The organism is Neptunomonas qingdaonensis, from assembly GCF_900113275.1.
GTDB lineage: Bacteria > Pseudomonadota > Gammaproteobacteria > Pseudomonadales > Balneatricaceae > Neptunomonas > Neptunomonas qingdaonensis.
This window is the reverse complement of sequence record NZ_FOOU01000014.1, coordinates 44,405-64,244: the sequence shown is the minus strand read 5'-3', so window position 1 is coordinate 64,244 and position 19,840 is coordinate 44,405. Positions and strand designations below refer to the sequence as shown.

Sequence of the window (19,840 nt, the reverse complement as noted above, 5' to 3'; positions counted from 1 at the left end):
TGTGTGGGTATAACCAGTTACATCATTCCGTTTATCTGTGCGTTAATTTTGCATGGCGGCATACTTTTATTGTTGATCCCTCACTGGTTTCAGCAGGAAGACCCCTATCGCAGAATACCACGTCATATCCAGGCTGAAATGATTGACTTGAAAGCGTTAAGCAATCAGGAAAATCTTCAAAAAGAGTTTCAGGAAGAGCAAAAGTTAAAAGCGGAACAAGAGAAGAAACGCGAAAAAATTGCACAGGAGCATCAGGAAGAGCTCAAACGGCAGGTGCTTGAAGAGCAGCGTCGTCAGGCTGAAAAATTGAAACAGGAGGCTGAGAAGCAACAAAAAGCTGTCGCTGAAGCACAGCAAAAAGCCCAGGCTGAGAAGCAGCGTAAAGCAGAGGAGCAGAAATTAGCCAAGCTTAAAGAGCAGCAAGCGATTGAGCATGCACGTAAAATAGCGGCTGAAAAAGAGCTCAAGAAAGAACAAGAGAAGAAAAAAGCAGAGGCTCAAACATTGGCTGATGCGAAGAAAAAAGCGGAAGCGGATAAAAAGCGAAAAGCAGAAGATGAACGCAAAAAAGCTGACGCGGAACAGAAGCGCAAGCGTGACGAGCTAAAAAGGAAAGAAGCTGAACGTAAACTAGCCGAAGAGACAAAACGCCAGAAGGGAGCTGAACGTGTGGCAGCAGAAAATGCAGCTAAACGTAAAGCCGCGGCTGCAGAACGCTCTGATAAAATGCGAGCAGAAATCAGCGGCTATATTCAGGCGTTGATTGAGAAAAACTGGCGATACCCGAGTAACACACGTAACGGCATGAACGCTAAAGTGATGATACGCTTGTTTCCTTCCGGTGAGGTCGATAGTGTAGAGATAATACAGAGTAGTGGTGATGCTGCGTTTGATAAATCGGCAGAGCAAGCGGTATTGCGAGTTGGTAAGTTCACACGTGTTGCTGAAGTGGATCCGCACTTTTTTGAAAGAGAATTGCGTCGGGTTATTATTGAGTTTCGACCAGAAGGTTTAAGGTGGTAAGCATGATCAAACGATTATTGGCTGGTGCTCTATTACTGGTATCGGCTTTGACAGTACGTGCAGATTTGGTTGTTGAAATAACACAAGGTGTTGATGCGCCAACGCCCGTCGCCGTGGTTCCTTTTGGTTGGGACGGTGAGGTGTTGAGTGAAGATGTCGCAAAAATTGTGTCCGACGATTTAGGACGCAGTGGCTTTTTCAGCATGATGAAACGCGAAAGTATGCTGAGCGCGCCTCGCAGCCGTGATCAGGTATTTTTTCGCGACTGGCGTATTTCAGGAAGTGATTATCTGGTTATTGGTAGGCTTCAGCCTGCAACTAATGGCCAAATAACCGCAACGGTTGAGTTATATGATGTACTCAAAGAGCGGCAGATATGGGTTGAAACGGTCAATGGTAATAGTAACAATCTACGTGATGTTGCACATTATATTGCAGATCAGATTTTCCAGCAGATAACCGGCATCAAAGGTGCGTTTTCGACCAGGATTGTGTATGTAACGGCAGAAATGTTGGGCAAAGATAAATATCGTTATCGTTTACAAATGGCCGATTCTGATGGCGCGCGTCCTCGCACGATTCTTGAGTCTAAAGAACCTATTCTTTCGCCTACCTGGTCCAAAGATGGCAGTAAGCTGGCTTATGTTTCCTTTGAAAGTACGCGTCCTTCAATCTATGTGCAGCACCTGGCAACAGGGCAGCGTCAGCGGATTCAATCTTTTAAAGGCCTTAATGGTGCGCCTGCCTGGTCTCCGCAGGGCGATCGTTTAGCGTTGGTATTATCTAAAGACGGCAACCCTGAAATCTATATATTAACGCTGGCAACCGGGCAGTTGGAGCGTGTGACGCGTCATTATGGAATTGATACAGAGCCGACCTGGGCACCTGACGGTGAGTCGTTGCTGTTCACCTCGGATCGTGGCGGCATGCCGCAGATCTATTCATTACATCTGCCGACAAAGAATTTGAAGCGTATAACCTTCGAAGGCAAGTATAATAGTCGCGGTCGTTTGACTCAGGATGGACGTTTTCTGAGCATGGTTCACCAGGACGCTTCTGGTTTTCATATTGCTGTTCAGGATTTGAAAACGGGTCGCCTGGATATTCTGACCAGTACAGGATTAGATGAATCCCCTACGATTGCCCCTAATGGTAGTATTATACTTTATGCTACCAAGAAAGGCGGTCGTGGTGTGTTAGCCGGTGTTTCTCTGGATGGACGTGTTCGGTTTACTATGCCGAATACACAGGGGGATGTGAGGGAGCCTGCTTGGTCTCCTTTTTTACAGTAATAAAGGTTGTTCTCAAACAACTGTAGTTATAAACAGATATAAATAGTTATAAATAGATATAAATTGTTCCAGATAGAAAAGTTACAAAACCACAGGCCAAGGCCAGAAGTCATTAATCAGGAGTTACCATGCGCGTTTCAAGTGCTGCAAAAGCAATATCACTAGCTCTATCAGTTGTCTGGGTTGTGGGTTGTAGTTCGCCAAGTACGTTAACTGAAGACGGCGATTTGTCTTCATCAGCTAACGGCTCTGCTACTACCTATGGTGCTGGCTCAGGAGCCGGTATGAGCGGATCAGGCTCAGGCTCAGGTATGGGCGGTTCAGTTGATGTCGCAAATCTTCAAACTGTTTTCTATTTTGATTTTGATACTTCATCTGTGCGTAACGATAGTATTGCTGATCTTGAAGCACATGCTCAATATCTGGCAACACACCCGCAAGCGTCTGTTCGTCTGGAAGGACATGCAGATGAGCGTGGAACTCGTGAATATAATATGGCATTGGGCGAGCGTCGAGCCCAGGCAGTTGAGCGTTTTCTTGCTGTAAACGGTGTTAATGGCTCTCAGGTTGAGTCGATTAGCTTCGGTGAAGAAAAACCAGCTTTTATGGGTTCAGGAGAAGATTCTCTCTCTCAGAACCGTCGTGTTGAACTGAAATATGTAGCGCGCTAATGAAGTTGATATTCCTAAAAAGAATATCTGTCTGTCTGGCAGCCACTGCTTTTGCAGTGGCTGCTCAGGCTGCACAGGTTGTTCCCGTTATTGAGGTTAATCAAAATAACTCAGCCTCAGGCAATTATGCGCTTTCGCAAAGCAGCCAGTTGATCATTACCATTCAACAACTGCAAGACGAAGTGCGTAGTTTAAGAGGCCAGCTTGAGTCTCAAGAGTACCGCTTAAAACGTATTGAAACGGATCAGAAAGAGCGCTATCGCGATCTGGATCGACGTCTTAGTTTGATTATGCAAAGCCAGATGCAGGGCGAAAGCGGCGCTGTTAGCAGTGAAGAGCCACGCAGCACTTCATCAGTTGATGTTAAAGCCCAAGAAAAGACATCAGCAGAAGAAAACACCGCTGGCCGAAACACATCTTCATTAAGCAATGTGGATAAATCAGCCACGGCGTCGTCTGAAACGGCCGGCTCATCGGCTGGTGATCAGAGTGACTATCAGGCGGCATTTGCGCTTGTCAGAGAGCGTGATTTTAATGCTGCGGCAAACAGCTTTACCAGCTTTCTCACTGATTATCCTGATAGCCCGCGTGTAGCTAATGCTTATTATTGGCTGGGTGAAATTTATTTGGCGCAAGGCAAGCAGAAGGAATCCGAGGCCTCTTTTTTACGTGTGGCCGATCAGTACCGTGATTCACGAAAAGCCTCAGATGCATTGTATAAATTAGGTATTCTTTATAAACAGCAGGGGAATCTTGAAAAGTCGATGATATTTATGTCTCGTGTTGTCAAGGAGTATCCCGATACATCAGCGGCGCAGCTGGCGGCCAGTGCTCTGGGCCAATAACAAATTTAAGCAAAAAAGTTTAATAAATAAGTAGGAATAAAATAGTTATGATTAAGCCTGCACCTAAGCCTGCACGCAAGGCTGTGGTACTTTTATCAGGTGGCCTTGATTCTGCAACAGCATTAGCGATGGCTAAAAATCAGGGTTTTGACTGCTATGTGTTGAGTTTCGATTATGGGCAACGCGCACTGACTGAGTTAAATGCTGCCCGGTGTGTTGTTGAGCAGTTGGGCATCACCGAGCACCGAGTCATTCGTCTTCATCTGGAAGACTTTGGCGGATCGGCTCTGACCGATCACAGCATCGATGTCCCCGATCATGAAACGGGAGGCATTCCCGTTACTTATGTTCCCGCGCGGAACACGGTTTTCTTGTCTCTAGCGCTGGGCTGGGCTGAGGTGCTTGAAGCGACTGCTATCTTTATCGGTGTTAATGCTGTCGATTATTCCGGTTATCCCGATTGTCGCCCAGAGTTTATCGATGCGTTTGAAAAGATGGCGAATTTGGCCACTAAAACGGGTGTTTCTGGCCAGGGTGTTAAAATTTATACACCGCTGATGAATATGACCAAAGCCGATATTATCCGCGAAGGTCAGTCTTTAGGGGTTAATTACGCGGATACGATTTCCTGCTATCAGGCCGATGATGAGGGACGCGCGTGTGGTGTTTGTGATAGTTGTCGCTTGCGCGCTAAAGGTTTTGAAGATGCGGGTGTGCAGGACCCTACACGCTACATTAGTGCCTGAGTTCTGGCATTTTATCATTTTACGAGAGTCTTCTGGTATTTGCTGTGGCGTGAAAATTATTGCGCCATAGTGTATTCTACTCCTCCCATTTATTTTTTACTGGCGATATCTGACTATGTTGAGCAAAAAGGACATTTCGGATCGTATTCTGGTTCAGGAACATTTTGCGCAGGAACATCTGCCACATGAGATGGATCAGGCTGAAATCGACCGTTACAAATCACGAATTAAAACACTGCTTAAAGAGAAAAATGCCTGCTTAGTTGCTCATTACTATACCGATGCTATTGTTCAGGAAATCACCGAAGAAACGGGCGGATGTATCTCTGATTCGCTTGAAATGGCACGTTTTGGTACACAGCGCCCAGAGCAAACATTGGTTGTTGCCGGTGTGCGTTTCATGGGCGAAACCGCCAAGATTCTGAATCCTGAAAAGCGCATTCTCATGCCGACGCTTGAAGCGACCTGTTCTTTGGATATTGGTTGCCCGATAGAAGAGTTTTCAGCATTTTGTGACCAGCACCCTGATCATGAAGTGGTGGTCTATGCGAATACTTCAGCCGCTGTAAAAGCCCGTGCTGACTGGGTAGTCACTTCTAGTATTGCGGTTAATGTTGCTGAACATCTGGAAGAGCAGGGCAAAAAAATTATTTGGGCACCGGATAAGCATCTGGGTGAATATGTACAAAAACAAACCGGCATTGAGATGTTAATGTGGGATGGTTCTTGTATTGTTCATGAAGAGTTTAAAGCTAAAGGCATCCTTGAACTGAAAAGCGTTTACCCTGATGCCGCCATATTGGTTCATCCTGAATCGCCCGATGCTGTCGTCGAAATTGCTGATGTTGTGGGTTCGACAACGCAGTTGATTAAAGCGGCCTCTGAGCTTCCTAACGAGACATTTATCGTTGCTACCGATCGGGGCATTTTTTATAAGATGCGTCAGTCTGCACCGGGTAAAACCTTTTTAGAAGCACCCACAGGCGGTAGTGGTGCTACCTGTCGTAGTTGCGCACATTGTCCCTGGATGGCAATGAATGGTCTTGAAAATATTATCTCTGCTCTGGAAACCGGAGAGGGTGAAGTGCTGGTTGATGAGTCGTTAATTGAAGACGCCCGCCGTCCGTTGCAGCGTATGCTCGATTTCTCGAACAACCTGAATAAATAGGTCATATCAGTCCTTTGTTGTTCACTCAGGTTTTGCTCACTCAGGTGGTTTTCTGAGTGAGCAAAGCTTCTCAATAAAAGCTTCTCAGTAGATGTCTTGGCTTTTCCTTTATTTATTTAAGCTTCCCTCATTATTATTTAAGTCTCTGTTACGTTTATTTAATTCATCTGATCCTGCGTTTGTCATTTTTTCAGTGTAGACTTTTTATTACATTTCAATAGAGATTAAAGCTCGCTTGACTCCAGTTAAATATAATAAAGCGCATCCTTTAATCTTGATTGGAGGTAATTAAATTATGCCTAAAATACTTGTGATCAATGGCTCATACCGGTCAGGCGGTATTACTGATCAAACTCTGGATGTAATGGTGCCGGCGCTTAAGGCCGAAGGCGCTGTCGTTGATCGGGTTGACCTGCGTGATTATCCTATTGAATTTTGTCTGAATTGCAGGGAATGTACAAAGAAAAAGGGTAATAATCCGGGTAAATGTGTACAGCAAGATGCAATGCAGGCGTTGGTCGATAAGATAGAGATGGCGGATGCTTACGTGCTTGCTTCGCCTACTAATTTTGGTTCTGTAACGGCAGTTTTTAAACGTTTTATGGAACGCTTAATAGTGTATGCATATTGGCCATGGGATCAAAATGCTCCTGTTTTTCGTAAAGCGGACTTGTTGCCCAAAAAGGCGATACTGGTTTCTTCCTGTGCCGCGCCAGGTATATTGGGACGGTGGTTGAACGGAACACACAAGCAGCTTAAAACGACGGCTAAGGTAATCGGTGCCCATGTCGTCGGAACGCTGTTTACCGGGCTTGTTGCAAAGCAGTCGACGCCGCAGTTATCACCACAGGTCAAAAAAAAAGCAGAAGCACTCGCATTGAAACTACTCTGAATGAAAAGCTACGGAGTTCACATTTATGCCCGAAATCTCATGGTTATCGTTAGCATGGTGCGCATTGCCCGTTGTGATTGTCTGCGGGATTTATTTTAGCTGGCAGGGAAAGCCGTCTGAAATATTGCTTGCCAGTGCGCGGATGACACTGCAGTTGATCGGTGTGGGTTATGTGCTTGTTGCTTTATTTGGTAATCCGTCTATCTGGCTGACACTGGCGGTATTGTTGGTCATGATTAGTGCCGCTGCCTGGATTTCAATACGCCCTGTGAATCATCATAAAGGTTTTTTGAAACCCGCTTTCATTGCGTTAGGTGTGTCCGTTGCTCTGCATCTTTTGATTACTCTGCAGTTGGTGTTGGCAGTGGATGTTTGGTATGAGCCGCGTGTGATTATACCGCTGGCAGGGATGTACTTTGCAAACACCATGAACGCCATCAGCCTGGCGGCAGAGCGTTATCATGCCGAGCTTCATCAGAACAAGGATGAGCAGTCAGCACGTTTAAGTGCCTTCCATGCGGCTATGATTCCACAGGTCAACGGGTTGCTGGCAGTGGGCTTGGTCGCGTTGCCGGGGATGATGACAGGACAAATTTTATCGGGTGTCTCACCTTTAATTGCGGTGCGTTATCAGATCATGATTATGACAATGATATTAGGATCGAGCGGCATGGGGGCAGCGCTGATGCTATGGTTACTGGGGCGGCGTTATCGTAAGACCGGGGTAGCTATACCGCAAGATACCAAGGAAGTACGGTAAGCATTGGCATAGTGTTGAATATGACATGATTCTCCTCCAGTAACGGGGCCTTCATCAAAGAACAGGTGGCCGCTCAGAGGTGATTAATTGGATATACTAAACCGGGCTTGCGTGGTTGAGACGCTACTAGCAGCCCAGTTGTCTCTTCTTAGTGGTGGGTTGATTCTTCTTCGTAGTCGAGTAAAAACTCAGCATCATTGTTGACGTGACTGAACTCTTCTAGCATGAATAAGCTGTCAGGGCAGTGGGGGTCTTGCCAGCTTAGTAGCTGTTCAAGTGGGACTATAATGCTCGTTCCGATGCTTACTTGTTGCATATGTTCTTTGTTGATCATAGCTACGTCCTCATCTTATGTAACGAAAAGATTTTTATTTGTTATTCTTATAAAGGACAGCAAAATAGGATTTACCACCCTAGTCTGAACATCTTATCTGATATATTTTTCATTTGCATTAGTCAATTCAACTTTGGTTTTGTTAACATCAAGCACGCATAAAGCCGATTTAATCATCAGGCTTTGCTTTCTCGTTACAACTCTGGTTGAGTTTATTTTTAGTTAATTGTTAGGCGGCAGGCAATTACTCTGAGTCTTAATGAAAATTATTTAAGGCATGCTGAGTGAGTTGTTGATTAATGATCATAATCTCATGCGCTATCAAGCTCTCTGTTACTAGCATTATCTCTGGCTATAAGTAGAGATGGTGTCACATTTATACCAAAAAGGAATAATGAGTTAATTTAATGTTCGTTTACGTACAGTGTGTTCTGTTTATACTGACCTTCTTCGGTTCAGAAAGTGAGCAGAATTTATCGCAGATGTTCCCCTGATGTGATAATGCCCCAGCACTCAGATGTTGGGGTTTTTTTTTATGTGGTACGACTCAAGTCCAGCCGATGTGACCATGACTTAATCGTCAATTAATAAGGTAATAGTCTTTGATCTGGCTCATTCATCAGTGTCGATCGGGGCAGTTATACTCGTCGTGTTGATGGCTCTTGCGTGAAGGCTGGCGACTCTTTTATGTTGCCGAAGGGTTTTATCTGTATGACTGAGTGCTTATAGATACTTAACATAGGCTGCGTTGAGTGAAAACGGCTGGACTTATGTTATCGTACCGCCTCGCAGGCTGCCTCTATGCTGGATCTTAATTGCTCAAAAGGGTTTGTCGATGTAGACGTCCGAGCTTATCAAAGCGGAGTGGATTAAAGTTGCTGCCGTCGTGATTGATGCCGCTTATCACTAGGAAGGCATTGGTGATGTTGAGGCAGGGGGGAGACTCTTGTGCATCAAGGCTCACGCCAGTGCCTGGCGGTGTAACCCCATGACTTATTGCATTGATTGGCCAGACTTGGAGTTTGTTCAACGTAGCCGCTAGCGAGTTGCTGTTAGTTCGTGCTCTCGTAATGCTCAAATAATTATAGGGAAGTAAGATGCTGAAAAATATTTTATTAGTGGGTGGGTTTAATAGTATGGCACTGAGCAGATTGATGATCAGGCTCATGACCCTATTACTGATCATGCTGGCAGCGCACACGGCCAGTGCCATACAGCCTCGTTTGCCCGGGCTGAATGCACTCCCGGATCAAACCTCGATTTCCGGTTTGTCTTCCGGTGCATTTATGGCGTCTCAATTTCATGTGGCGTATTCCAAAGATTTAGTCGGTGCCGCTATTATTGCGGGAGGTCCGTGGAATTGTGCCTCTACTTTTTCATGGTTATCGCCGCTGAATAATGCGCTTACCAGTTGTATGGATCCCTGTAAATACACTTGGTTTATCTGCCCGGCATGGTTTTTTCCCAATGGGAGTGATTTAGCGGCTCAGGCAAAAGACGCCCTGACAGCAGGGGAGATTGATGATTTGTCCAATCTGCTGGATGACAAGGTGTATATTTTTTCAGGACGTAATGATGATACTGTCGTGACCGGTGTTGTTGATGCTACGCAGGCATTTTATCGCGCCCTGGGTTTGCCGGATGAACATATTTTCTATAATAAAAGCATAGATGCGGGACACGCATTTATTACTAATGATGCCAGTGATGCGCCCTGTGATGTTACTCAATCTCCTTACATCAATAACTGTGATATAGCGCAGGCCAGAAAACTGCTTGCTCATATTTATGGCGAGTTAAATGAAGCGCCTGTTTTGTCTCCCATGCCAGAAAAAATAGCAGAACATGCAGTAGAGCCAGAAGCAGAAAAAATGTTGCACGGGGAGTTGTTGCGTTTTAACCAGAAAGAGTTTTTAGACACGGATAACACCAGCATGGATGATGATGCTTACGTTTATATTCCGCAGTCATGCACAACTGAGCAGTGCCGTGTGCACGTCTCTCTGCATGGATGCCGTCAGGGAATATCGGTGATAGGAACCACTTACATTGAAGAAACCGGCTATAACGAAGTGGCAGATAACAATAATCTGATCATTCTCTATCCACAGGTAAAAAAATCATCGATTAATCCTATTAATCCGCGCGGTTGCTGGGATTTTTGGGGATATACAAGCGCAAATTTGCCGCCGTTTACCTATGCGCAAAAAGATGCACCACAGATGAAAGCGATTAAAAAGATGATAGATCGTCTTACCTCTTCTGCTCAATCGGCTGTTACACCGGCAACATCTGGACTTATTTCATCTGAATCAGTGCCATCTGAGCTTTCCCCATCAGAAGCGGCGCAGCTTCCGGCAGTCACTCAGTAATGCAATATTCACAGGGGCCGGTACAGATAGCACAGGCGGCCGACGCGCTATTAACACGCCGTATTAACAACACAATAACGGCACGGTTAGCGCCAGCGTTGCGGCCGCAAACCTTGCAGGATGCGTTTGCGATACAGCAAGCGGTAGTCGATAGGATGGCAGATAAACAGATCGACAGCGTCGGTGGCTGGAAGTGTGCGTTGCCCGATGCCGATAAGCTTATCGCCTCACCTATTTTCGCCAGCACTGTCTTTAATCAATCGCCGTGTCCGGTTAAATTGGATAACGGCGTTTGTAAAATAGAGCCGGAAATAGCCTTCAGGTTTGAGCAGGACCTGCCTGCCAGGGCTGAGCACTATAGTGACCAGCAGATTGTAGCGGCACTGGGCAATGCTTATCTGGCTCTTGAGCTGATTCAAAGCCGTTATCTTGCCCCGGATGAGGTGAGTTATCTAGAGCATCTGGCTGATGGTCTGTTTAACCAAGGGGTGTTTTTAGGTCCCGAGATTAGTCTGGAGCAAGCCTTCGTGGCGTCCGAGATTAATTTTACGTTGCAGCAGTCTTTCTCAGAAGAAAGGGCGGGTAAGCATCCTCACCAGTTTCCACAACGTCCGTTGTTCTGGCTAGTCAATTTTCTCCGGCAACGAGGTATTGATGTTAAAGCGGGGCAGGTGGTAATAACAGGCTCTTATGCTGGGGTAATGGAAGTTCAGCCTAATGTTGAATTCTCCTTACAATATGGTGAGTTAGGCCGTGTTGTTGCGATACTGCTTGATTAGTTTACGTGGAAGCTATTGATATGCTTAATGCCAGCTCCGTCGTTGTATTGGACTTTGAGACCACGGGCCTTTCTCCTGATATGGGTGATCGCGCCATTGAAATCGGAGCGGTACGTATTGAGAATGGGGAGATAACCGGACGTTTTCAGCAGTTGATGAATCCGGGCCGGCGCGTCAGTGGTTTTATAGAAGATTACACCGGTATCAGTAATGTAATGCTTAAGGGTGCACCTTCGTGCGCCGAGGTGATGTATGAATTTGCTGATTTTATCCATGGCTATAATCTGGTCGCTCATAATGCATCGTTTGATAAACGCTTTTTAGATGCGGAGCTAGGGCAGGTATCCAGACGTTATTCAGGTGAGTTTGCCTGCTCAATGCTGGTGGCTCGTCGAATTTATCAGCATTCACCCGATCATAAGTTGGGCACGCTGGTGCGGTATGCGAATATCCCCAGTGAGGGGGTATTTCATAGGGCGCTTTATGATTCAGAAATGGCCGCTAAGCTGTGGCTCAGTATGCTGGATAGTATTAATAAACAGTACGGCCTGAATGAAATCCCCTTCAAACTGATGCAGAAAATAGCCAAAACACCGAAGCACTCCGTGGCCAAGCTGCTTAAGCTTTATTAAATTACCATGTCATGGATTCTCCATGATGAGAGCAGGTATGGATAGATTCCATGCCAGCATAAAAAAGCCCCTCTTAATGAAGGGCTTTAGAACCTTCTTAGCTGTATTTACGCGCCGATAATGCCGCCATCCTCACGTTGAATAACCATAATGGTTGAGCGAGGTTTGCTGTTGCCGCCAGCAGGGAAGTGTGAGGGAGCGTTTTTTTCACCTGGGTGTTGCACGCCGACAAACATGCTGCGCTGATCTGGCGAGAAGGTCAGACCGGTGATTTCACACGCGATAGGGCCAGTCGCAAAACGGCGTACTTCACCTGAGACGGGGTCAGCACACAGCATCTGGTTATTGCCCATGCCTGCAAAGTCGCCTTCATTTGAATATTTTCCATCCGTCAAAATCCATAAGCGACCTGCCTTGTCGAACCCTAATCCATCAGGACTGTTAAACATGTTTTCGTCGGTTATGTTGGCACTACCGGCATAGAAGTCTTTATGTACGCTTGGGTTACCCGCAACCAGGAAAAGATCCCACGTAAATGCACGGCTGGTATGGTCAGCGCTGTCTGGTTCCCAGCGAACGATCTGGCCATATTTGTTTTCAGCGCGTGGGTTAGGCCCTGTGACTGGTTGATTGTCTTGGATGCCGCGGTTTTTATTGTTAGTGAGTGTGCAGAAAACGGTTTTGTTGTCAGGGTGCACGGCTACCCATTCAGGACGATCCATTGTGGTAGCGCCAACGACTGTCGCGGCTTCACGTGCATAGATGAGTACGCTGGCCTGATCAGCAAAGCCATTCTCTGCTGTGAGGCCGTTTTTACCGTGCGTTAGTTCAAGCCATTCACCCGCGCCTTTTAACTCACCTTCATCTGCATTAAACCGCGCAGCAAACAGTGTGCCGTCTTCTAGCAGGTCGCGGTTAGCCGCTTTATTGTCTGGGTTGTAACGGTTTTTAGAAACAAATTTATACAGATGTTCGCCGCGCTCATCATCACCCAGATAGACTACCAGATGTCCGTTGTCGGCTAGGGTGAGCGCTGCATTCTCATGCTTGAAGCGCCCCAGTGCCGTGCGCTTTTTAGGTGTTGATGTTGGATCCATAGGATCAATTTCAACCACCCAGCCGTGGCGATGTGGTTCGTTAGGCTCTTGTGACATATCAAAACGTGAGTCAAATGTATGCCACTGATATTTGTTTTTATCTGCTTTCAGGCCGTAACGTTTCTGATGCTGATCCATTTCTGCGCCAGGGGCGGCAAAGTAACCGTTAAAGTTCTCTTCGCAGGTCAGGTAGGTTCCCCACGGTGTTTCGCCATTGGAACAGTTGTTAAATGTTCCCAGTACTTTTTTACCTGATGGATCGGCATTCGTTTTCAGCAGTGGGTGGCCGGCAGCCGCACCCGTGAGTTCCATCTCGGTATTCGCGGTAATGCGACGGTTGTAGCTGGATTCTTTCAGATAATGCCAGTGACCATCGTTTTTACGTTCTACTTCAAAGATAGAGACACCGTGAGCCGCTTGTGCTTTTTTTACATCATCTGCTGTCAGTTGTTTGCCCTGATGGGCGAACAGCAGCAAATAGTTAGTGTATTCATTATTGACTGCTAGCAAAGCCCGGTTTTCAGAGAGTGGAAAAAACCTCATACCATCGGTGTTATCACCAAACTGGCCAGCCTGGGCAGCACTTGTTTGCGTACCCGACTCATCAAATGCTGGCGCATTTTTGAGAATCGGATCCCCCCAGGAAATGAGTGGTTGCGCGATATAGCCTTGCGGAACAATAAAGTCATCTGAGGTGCTGGTAGGCAAAGCTGTAAATCCCAGTAGTTTACTGGTCGGCGAAGATACGGCGGCTATGGCTTGTGCTAACGGATTCGCAGCCAGAAACAGCCCCATTGCTGCAGCGCCGCCTTGCATAAAGCGACGACGGCTTAAGCCGCTTTCAATCAGGGTGGAAAAGTCAGAGTCGTCATCTTCACGGTAAGCTGAGTCTTGCTGAAGTTCAGATTTGTTCATTACAGATATCCAGTTTTCATTTACTTGTCAGATTAGAGTTTAGCCAAAACGCTGGCGGCGAAAGCGAATGAGCAACAGGCTAACCATGATTTGTTAACAAAAGATGACATCGGCTCGTAGGTGGCCACAAAAGGAAGGTTTTTTTCTGCTGTGACATTAAGTGTTTCAACAACTACCATAAAGGTTCGTAACAGGGCAATTGGCAAATATTTCACCTGTCATAATTCAGTGAAATTAAATAGTGATAGCTAATATTGATCGGTTTACGAGTTAAGGCATGATGGGGTTCCAAGCCGATGTTTATAAGCTCTTGAGCAATGATTCTAATGTCATGGAGAGCGCTTGATGCGAATGACTTCGGGGTAAACCAGATTATTAGTCACGGCTTTGGTGTATTTCTGTTTGCGGCATTGGTGCCCCTGATGAAGGAGTCGATTGACATCAGCCATTGGCACCTGGCTACGATTGGTGCGCTGACTCAGTTGTCTTATCTCGGCGGGACGATGCTATTGGGGCTGGTCGGGCACCGAATTGCTTCAGAGTGGCTGGTGCTGATTACCGGCTCTGTAACAAGTGTGCTCTTGTTTGTCATGGCAGCACTGGATGACCCAATGGTGGTTTTGTTGGTGTTAAGGTGTATGGCAGCCTGTGCCGCGATCAGTTGGGGCGCAATAGTCGAATTGATAACCCGTTATGCGCGTCCGTCACTTTGTTCAACATGCCTGTCCAGTGCCTCCAGCGGTACTGCTTGGGGTTACGGTTTGAATGGTTGGCTTTGCCACAATGCCGTTCTCTACCTGGTTGAACACTTATCTGGCAGAATTAATGTTACCTCCCGCATTGGGTGGCTATACATGGACGATAGCCGGTGTGACCGGCATGATCGCTGGTTTTTTGACGGGTAAACTGGCCGATAGCAAAGGGCATGGGATAGCACTGTTGATCGTATTTGGTGGCTTTTCATCGGGGCTTTTTGCATTTGTATACGATCCGGCTTATTTTGCCGTATTTGCCGGCTTCGGTTATGGCCTGATGTATTTTCCTATGTGGGGGATCGTTGCCGGTTGGGTTAACCAGCACTATTCTTCTACCGCTACGATGCAGATAAACGGCATCGGTATGGTGACTTTCGGGCTGGGTGGCGCACTGGGTAATCTGATGGCAGGATTTATTCAGGATATCAGCGGTAGTCTGGAAAGAGTCTATTGGGTAATCGCAATCGATGCGCTGCTGTTAGTGGTGCTTGCTTTGTATATTTATCTGACCGAACAACAGGACGTAGAAAAGTATATGGGTAATCCGCTTTGTTGAAGTCCTTAATAAAGATCCCGCATTAAGAATCTGACGATTATGAGAAGCGCTCAATAATGAGAATGCTTAAAGTTCTCTCCCCGTTTATGTGATTTGTATTTCTATTTGCCAATAAATATCCCAATAAATATAAGGGTTATCTGATGGATGATAGTCCCTTAATCAAATTTGACGAATAGTAAATGCCTGACTACTTTATAGCCATAGTATGTAATACGAAAGAATGGTTGGCAGGAAATTTACTTAAAATTCAAGACTATATATTCAGTTATTATAAATTAGCTAAAGTCAATTTGCTGGAGTATCGGGTGTTGTAAGCTGCGCAAATGGAGGTACGGTTGAACCATCACAATAAAAGTCGCCAAGAAATGCTTGAAGTGCAGTGCGCAACGCGTTTACGCCTGTGTAAAATTCAGGCATTGATGGGTTTCTTTTTTTTACTGCTTTTTAGTGGGATAAGCTACACGAATCAATCTTATCTGCTGGCCAGCATACTCTTTGCCTGCTCGCTGAGTGGTACGGTGATTATCTACTTACTCTACCGTACGACACATATCGAATCCGCTGTTCATCTGTTAAATATTAATCTATTTGTATTGCCGCTGGCGCTTTTAGTAACCGGCGGGCATGAACATACCGGGATGCTATGGATTTATCCACTATTGGCGATGAACCTGTTTGTTAACCGCTTTAAAACAGCGGTGACGCTTTACGGTTGCTTTATCATCATTAGCAGCTTGCTACTATTTACACCCTTGTCAGCCCTGTTAATGGTGAGTTACTCATTTATTGAATCAGTGCGCTTTGAAGTAACACTCTTTGTGTTATGTATTATTTGTTTAGCGGTTTTACACTCAAAAGACCGCGCGGATGAGATGATCATCCAGTTACACGATGAAGATCTGCGTAAGCTAGCCTATTACGATGCGCTAACCGGTTTACCAAATCGGCGTAACTTCAGGAATAATCTGACTCGTTTGTTAAAACGTGCAGATAAAGAGCAAAAGCGCGTCGGCTTACTTTATATCGATCTTGATAATTTTAAACAGGTTAATGATAACTACGGTCATGAGGTAGGCGACGATTTACTGTGCCGCTTTAGCGAACGGCTTAAAGAGGCGGTGCGGCCGACAGATATAGTACTTAACGATAAATTTGATGAATTAGCGCGATTGGGCGGGGATGAATTTGTCGTCATCTTAAATGATATCAATACCCCTGAATGTGCGGCCAGTGTTGCAGAACGGGTGCTTGGCATATTTAAGAATGGTTTTGAAACGATAGAAAGTACCCATTCCGTCTTTGCCAGTATTGGTATAGCGGTGTTTCCTGAGGATGCTGAAACACCGGATGAGCTGCTTCACCATGCTGACTTGGCAATGTATGAAGCCAAGCAAAATGGCCGAAATCGCTATGATTTCTACACGAAAAGTATTACTCAGGCACTGCGTGAGCGGCGCCGGATTGAAGAAGGTTTAAAAGTAGCGTTAGAGTTAAACCTGTTCTCGTTGTTATATATGCCTTTGTTTAAGTGCAGCACACTGGAAATTGTCGGTATTGAGGTTCTGTTGCGCTGTCCTAATTTGGCGGTCGATGCTATTGGCCCGGATCAGTTTATCCCTGTGGCTGAAAAGATGGGTGTGATAAAAGAGATCGACCTTTGGGTCATTGAAAATAGCTTAAGCTGTTTTTCTGATCTGCAGTTAATACAAGGCTTTGATGGCAGGCTTTGTATCAATATTTCCGGAGTGGAATTACACAATGAGGCGTTTCCCGGGATGGTCGGAGCGCTGTTAGAAAAGTATCAGGTATCACCTTCTTCTGTAGAGTTGGAAATTACCGAGGCGGCTTTTGTTCAGGGGGATGCTCAGAGTGTTGCCAGGCTTGATCAGTTAAAAGCGTTAGGTATAACACTGGCGCTGGATGACTTTGGAACAGGGCATACGGCTTTTGCGCAACTGAATAACTACCCGGTTGATTGTCTTAAAATCGATGCTTCATTTGTGGATGATCTTTTTTCAGAGCATGCCGGCCGAAAGAAAATGGTTAAGATCATCAATAATCTTGGTAATCTATATGACCTTAGAGTGGTAGCTGAGGGTGTGAAAACTAAAAGACAATTAGAGTATCTGCAGGATATCGGCTGCGATTGGGTGCAGGGTTACTTCCTCTCTTGTCCTCTTAAACATGCCGACTTGGTAGACTTTATAATAAAACACAAAGCTGAAAAAAATAAAACTGAATCAGATCTGGTCATCAGTAAAGCCGCGCTGTGATAATTAGCGTTTTAATTACTTCCTCAGCTTATATGATGAATGGCTTATTCAGATGAGCTTATTGAGCTTAAGACGGCAACCATCCAGATATAGAGTTTTTATGACCCGGCGTAAACGTAACAGTTATTTCCAATGCAAGCAGTTCACCATTGATCGTGTATATTGACAATATGTTAATAGAAGGCTTTATGGCACGCGACCCTAAATGGGTAGATGAATTGTTTAATCCAAACATGAATACAATTAGCAATAGAAAGATCTGAGGGCTGTTCTAGGGGAAAATTCTGATCGGGAACCCCTGTTTTAGGATAAACGGAATAGTCACGAACCTGCGTACCAAAACAATAGTCCCAGATACTTAATGTTACACCAAAATTTTTATCATAATGTTCTTTTTGTTTAGAGTGATGTACTCGGTGAGACTGAGGAGTAACAAGAAGATACCTAAACACTCCTAAGTTAGTACGAATATTGGAGTGATTCAAACGATCAAGAAATGCGTGTAAAACCAAATAAGAAAATCCCACGCTAATTGCATCTTCAAAGAAAAGTGCCGGTATGTATTTAATAATTCGGGCAATTAAAACATCCAGAGGATGCACTCTCTCATTGGTGAAGGGGTTCATTTTCGTTTGTGAATGGTGGATTGCATGGAAGTCCCAAAAAACCGGAACTTTATGCCGAACCAAGTGGTGCATCCATCCTAGAAAGTCGATAACCAATATGCCTAAAATTATCTCTAATAATGGAATATGATGAACCAATGCCGATAAGTTTATTATTGAGAAATACTGCTCATATACCTCGCCTAAAAAACTAAAAAATAACGGAACAGTTATTGCGTAGAAAGGGATCATTATAAGTAAATATAAAAAATCCATTCGTAGGGAAGAACCCAAGTTTTTTACATTACGTTGAACAGGCCACAACACTTGCATAATCAGAAGAAGGGGCACTCCGATATAGAACCAGGGTGAAAAAAGCGCAGATTGCCAGAACGACCAGTAAACACGCTTTAGAGAATACAGTATGTCTTGCCAAGGATTGTCGGCAACAAAAAAAGGCCACATGGCTTTAAACAGGCAAAAGCCTAATAAAACCATTATTAATAACAGGGGCCATATATAACGCCAACCAGTTAGAGTCATATCCGTTTGTATTTCAACTGATTTTTGTAGATTCAACTTAATAATCCTTAATATATTACAACTGTTTAAATTTAAGATGAGAATGAAAGTGACTCTTCTCATTAAGTTGGTAATAATGATATATCATCAGTATGCCTCTGACATTACGGCATGTAGATGACGTTATGCAACAAGTAGATTCGCATTTTCGGTAAAAATACTGTACCAAGAATTAGTTATAAAGGGCTTATGGGTAATGATTTAATTTTAAAAAACTTGCGTTATTATTCTAACGTAACAAATTCAAATCCCGAACAATAGCAGAAATTTAAGACCACACTTTGCTTATTCTGCCAGATATATTTTTCAACCGATTGTGCACTCCTGTAAATTTTGTTTGTACTTTGCGAGCATTGGTTTAGCTGTTTCCATGGCGGGAAAATGAACTAATTAGTTTTGTTATCGCCTGGAGCCGCTTATCTATTGCGGCCAAGCGTAAACCTCGGCTCCGCAGCGTCTTTGTAGTGGAGGGCTGTTTTTTACAAGTGTAGGCAGAGTTGTAAGTTGCTGATTCAAAATAAAACTGAATCAGATCTGGTCATCAGTAAAGCCGCGCTGTGATAATTAGCGTTTTAATCACTTCCTCAGCTTATATGATGAATGGCTTATTCAGATGAGCTGATTGAGCTTAAGACGGCAACCATCCAGATATAGAGTTTTTATGACCCGGCGTAAACGTAACAGTTATTTCCAATGCAAGCAGTTCACCATTGAACAAGGTGACTGTGCCATGAAAGTCACAACTGATGCCTCGTTATTGGGTGCTTATGCCGATGTGCAGCAAGTGCAGCGCATACTTGATATTGGCGCAGGCACAGGGTTACTCAGCTTGTTTGTTGCACAGCGATCAACGGCTCAAATCGATGCAGTAGAGCTTGACTCTCAAGCCGCCGTGCAAGCGCGAAAAAATTTCGCAAACAGTCCCTGGTCAGATCGCCTGAATCTGATAGAGATGGATATTCGCGACTATGCGAAGTTGGGTCGTCAGCAGCACCTTCAACAACACAGCGACCAAAATAGGCAACAATATGACTGCATCATTACCAATCCGCCCTTTTTTACGGGGTCAACTCAGAACCCTTGTGATCGGAGCGCCTTGGCGCGGCACAACACGCATTTGCCCTTAGCGGATCTGATGAGCGCAATTGATCAGCTATTAAGCGCCGATGGGGTGGTCTGGATACTGTTGCCTTTGGCAGAATCAGAAGCGATTATCCAGCTGGCTGAATCGCTTTCTCTTTACCCTCAACAGCGAATGCTGGTGCGTAACAGCAGCCAGCACTCAGCGCATCGTGAAATTATGCGCTTGAGCCGTCATCAAGCCGAACTCGAAGTCGAACAGAGTTTATTTACACTTTATAAAGAACATCCCTTCCATACCAAAGCTGCTGCCGCGCTGTTCGAGCCTTATTACACGCGGATGCAGGTAGAAACGTAAAATTAATTAAAACAAACGTCCGTTTTATTTACACATTTATTCATTATCGAATGCTAATATTGTTCTATATATATGATTTTAATATACTATTTATTGTTGGCG

General features: G+C 45.0%; 18 protein-coding genes. 15 read left to right on the top strand and 3 right to left on the bottom strand.

All coding sequences use genetic code 11. From position 1 onward, the window contains the following. Window positions 1–3: 3 nt before the first annotated feature. The 8 genes from tolA (at window position 4) to BM099_RS16730 (ending at window position 7,397) form a co-directional block, all read left to right on the top strand. Window positions 4–1,023: a cell envelope integrity protein TolA gene (gene tolA, locus BM099_RS16765; protein WP_090729615.1), complete on the top strand. Its 1,020-nt coding sequence runs from the start codon at window positions 4–6 to the stop codon at window positions 1,021–1,023. Between the two features lie 2 nt (window positions 1,024–1,025). Continuing rightward, complete coding sequence (gene tolB, locus BM099_RS16760; RefSeq protein ID WP_090729613.1) at window positions 1,026–2,315, top strand: Tol-Pal system beta propeller repeat protein TolB; 1,290 nt, start codon at window positions 1,026–1,028, stop codon at window positions 2,313–2,315. 128 nt (window positions 2,316–2,443) lie between these two features. Then, window positions 2,444–2,986 (top strand): peptidoglycan-associated lipoprotein Pal, encoded by a 543-nt coding sequence (gene pal / locus BM099_RS16755; protein WP_090729611.1) that lies wholly within the window; start codon window positions 2,444–2,446, stop codon window positions 2,984–2,986. Then, window positions 2,986–3,831 carry a tol-pal system protein YbgF gene (gene ybgF / locus BM099_RS16750; RefSeq protein ID WP_090729610.1) on the top strand — a complete coding sequence of 282 codons (846 nt, stop codon included), beginning with the start codon at window positions 2,986–2,988 and terminating at the stop codon, window positions 3,829–3,831. The genes pal and ybgF overlap by 1 nt, the downstream gene beginning before the upstream one ends. 47 nt (window positions 3,832–3,878) lie before the next feature. After that, window positions 3,879–4,577: a 7-cyano-7-deazaguanine synthase QueC gene (gene queC / locus BM099_RS16745; RefSeq protein ID WP_090729608.1), complete on the top strand. Its 699-nt coding sequence runs from the start codon at window positions 3,879–3,881 to the stop codon at window positions 4,575–4,577. Between the two features lie 115 nt (window positions 4,578–4,692). Then, entirely contained in the window at window positions 4,693–5,745 is a 1,053-nt protein-coding gene (nadA, locus tag BM099_RS16740; protein WP_090729606.1) for a quinolinate synthase NadA, read from the top strand. Window positions 5,746–6,040: 295 nt separating this feature from the next. Beyond that, entirely contained in the window at window positions 6,041–6,637 is a 597-nt protein-coding gene (locus tag BM099_RS16735; protein WP_090729605.1) for a flavodoxin family protein, read from the top strand. 25 nt (window positions 6,638–6,662) lie between these two features. Next, window positions 6,663–7,397 (top strand): ABC transporter permease, encoded by a 735-nt coding sequence (locus BM099_RS16730; protein WP_090729603.1) that lies wholly within the window; start codon window positions 6,663–6,665, stop codon window positions 7,395–7,397. Between the two features lie 148 nt (window positions 7,398–7,545). Here the strand turns inward: BM099_RS16730 and BM099_RS16725 are convergent, their stop codons facing one another. Beyond that, the gene (locus BM099_RS16725) at window positions 7,546–7,731 is read right to left on the bottom strand and encodes a hypothetical protein (RefSeq protein WP_090729602.1); all 186 of its coding nucleotides are present in this window, start codon (window positions 7,729–7,731) and stop codon (window positions 7,546–7,548) included. A gap of 1,097 nt (window positions 7,732–8,828) precedes the next feature. Between BM099_RS16725 and BM099_RS16720 the strand changes: the two genes are divergently transcribed. Genes BM099_RS16720 through BM099_RS16710 form a run of 3 tightly spaced genes read left to right on the top strand, consistent with a single transcriptional unit; the run spans window position 8,829 to window position 11,514 of the window. Further along, complete coding sequence (locus BM099_RS16720; protein ID WP_177201216.1) at window positions 8,829–10,103, top strand: extracellular catalytic domain type 2 short-chain-length polyhydroxyalkanoate depolymerase; 1,275 nt, start codon at window positions 8,829–8,831, stop codon at window positions 10,101–10,103. Beyond that, window positions 10,103–10,882: a hypothetical protein gene (locus BM099_RS16715; RefSeq protein WP_090729601.1), complete on the top strand. Its 780-nt coding sequence runs from the start codon at window positions 10,103–10,105 to the stop codon at window positions 10,880–10,882. The genes BM099_RS16720 and BM099_RS16715 overlap by 1 nt, the downstream gene beginning before the upstream one ends. A gap of 20 nt (window positions 10,883–10,902) precedes the next feature. After that, window positions 10,903–11,514 (top strand): 3'-5' exonuclease, encoded by a 612-nt coding sequence (locus tag BM099_RS16710; protein ID WP_090729707.1) that lies wholly within the window; start codon window positions 10,903–10,905, stop codon window positions 11,512–11,514. A gap of 107 nt (window positions 11,515–11,621) precedes the next feature. On the opposite strand, the gene BM099_RS16705 is transcribed toward BM099_RS16710, so the two are convergent. Further along, window positions 11,622–13,526 (bottom strand): PhoX family protein, encoded by a 1,905-nt coding sequence (locus BM099_RS16705; RefSeq protein WP_090729599.1) that lies wholly within the window; start codon window positions 13,524–13,526, stop codon window positions 11,622–11,624. A 326-nt stretch (window positions 13,527–13,852) separates the two neighbouring features. On the opposite strand from BM099_RS16705, the gene BM099_RS20730 reads away from it, so the two are divergent. The 3 genes from BM099_RS20730 to BM099_RS16695 all read left to right on the top strand — a co-directional run bounded on the left by BM099_RS20730 (window position 13,853) and on the right by BM099_RS16695 (window position 17,113). Further along, a complete protein-coding gene (locus BM099_RS20730) occupies window positions 13,853–14,431 on the top strand; it encodes an MFS transporter (RefSeq protein WP_232349121.1) in 579 nt (192 codons plus the stop codon). Then, window positions 14,352–14,837, top strand: coding sequence for a YbfB/YjiJ family MFS transporter (locus BM099_RS20725; RefSeq protein ID WP_415860149.1), 486 nt, complete (start codon window positions 14,352–14,354; stop codon window positions 14,835–14,837). Before BM099_RS20730 ends, BM099_RS20725 begins: the two co-directional genes overlap by 80 nt. Before the next feature lie 338 nt (window positions 14,838–15,175). Then, window positions 15,176–17,113 carry a putative bifunctional diguanylate cyclase/phosphodiesterase gene (locus tag BM099_RS16695; RefSeq protein WP_198064221.1) on the top strand — a complete coding sequence of 646 codons (1,938 nt, stop codon included), beginning with the start codon at window positions 15,176–15,178 and terminating at the stop codon, window positions 17,111–17,113. Window positions 17,114–17,286: 173 nt separating this feature from the next. Here BM099_RS16695 and BM099_RS16690 read toward each other — a convergent pair whose 3' ends face one another. Beyond that, window positions 17,287–18,297 (bottom strand): sterol desaturase family protein, encoded by a 1,011-nt coding sequence (locus BM099_RS16690; protein WP_177201215.1) that lies wholly within the window; start codon window positions 18,295–18,297, stop codon window positions 17,287–17,289. Between the two features lie 733 nt (window positions 18,298–19,030). Between BM099_RS16690 and BM099_RS16685 the strand changes: the two genes are divergently transcribed. Next, window positions 19,031–19,738: a tRNA1(Val) (adenine(37)-N6)-methyltransferase gene (locus BM099_RS16685; RefSeq protein WP_177201214.1), complete on the top strand. Its 708-nt coding sequence runs from the start codon at window positions 19,031–19,033 to the stop codon at window positions 19,736–19,738. Window positions 19,739–19,840 lie beyond the last annotated feature (102 nt).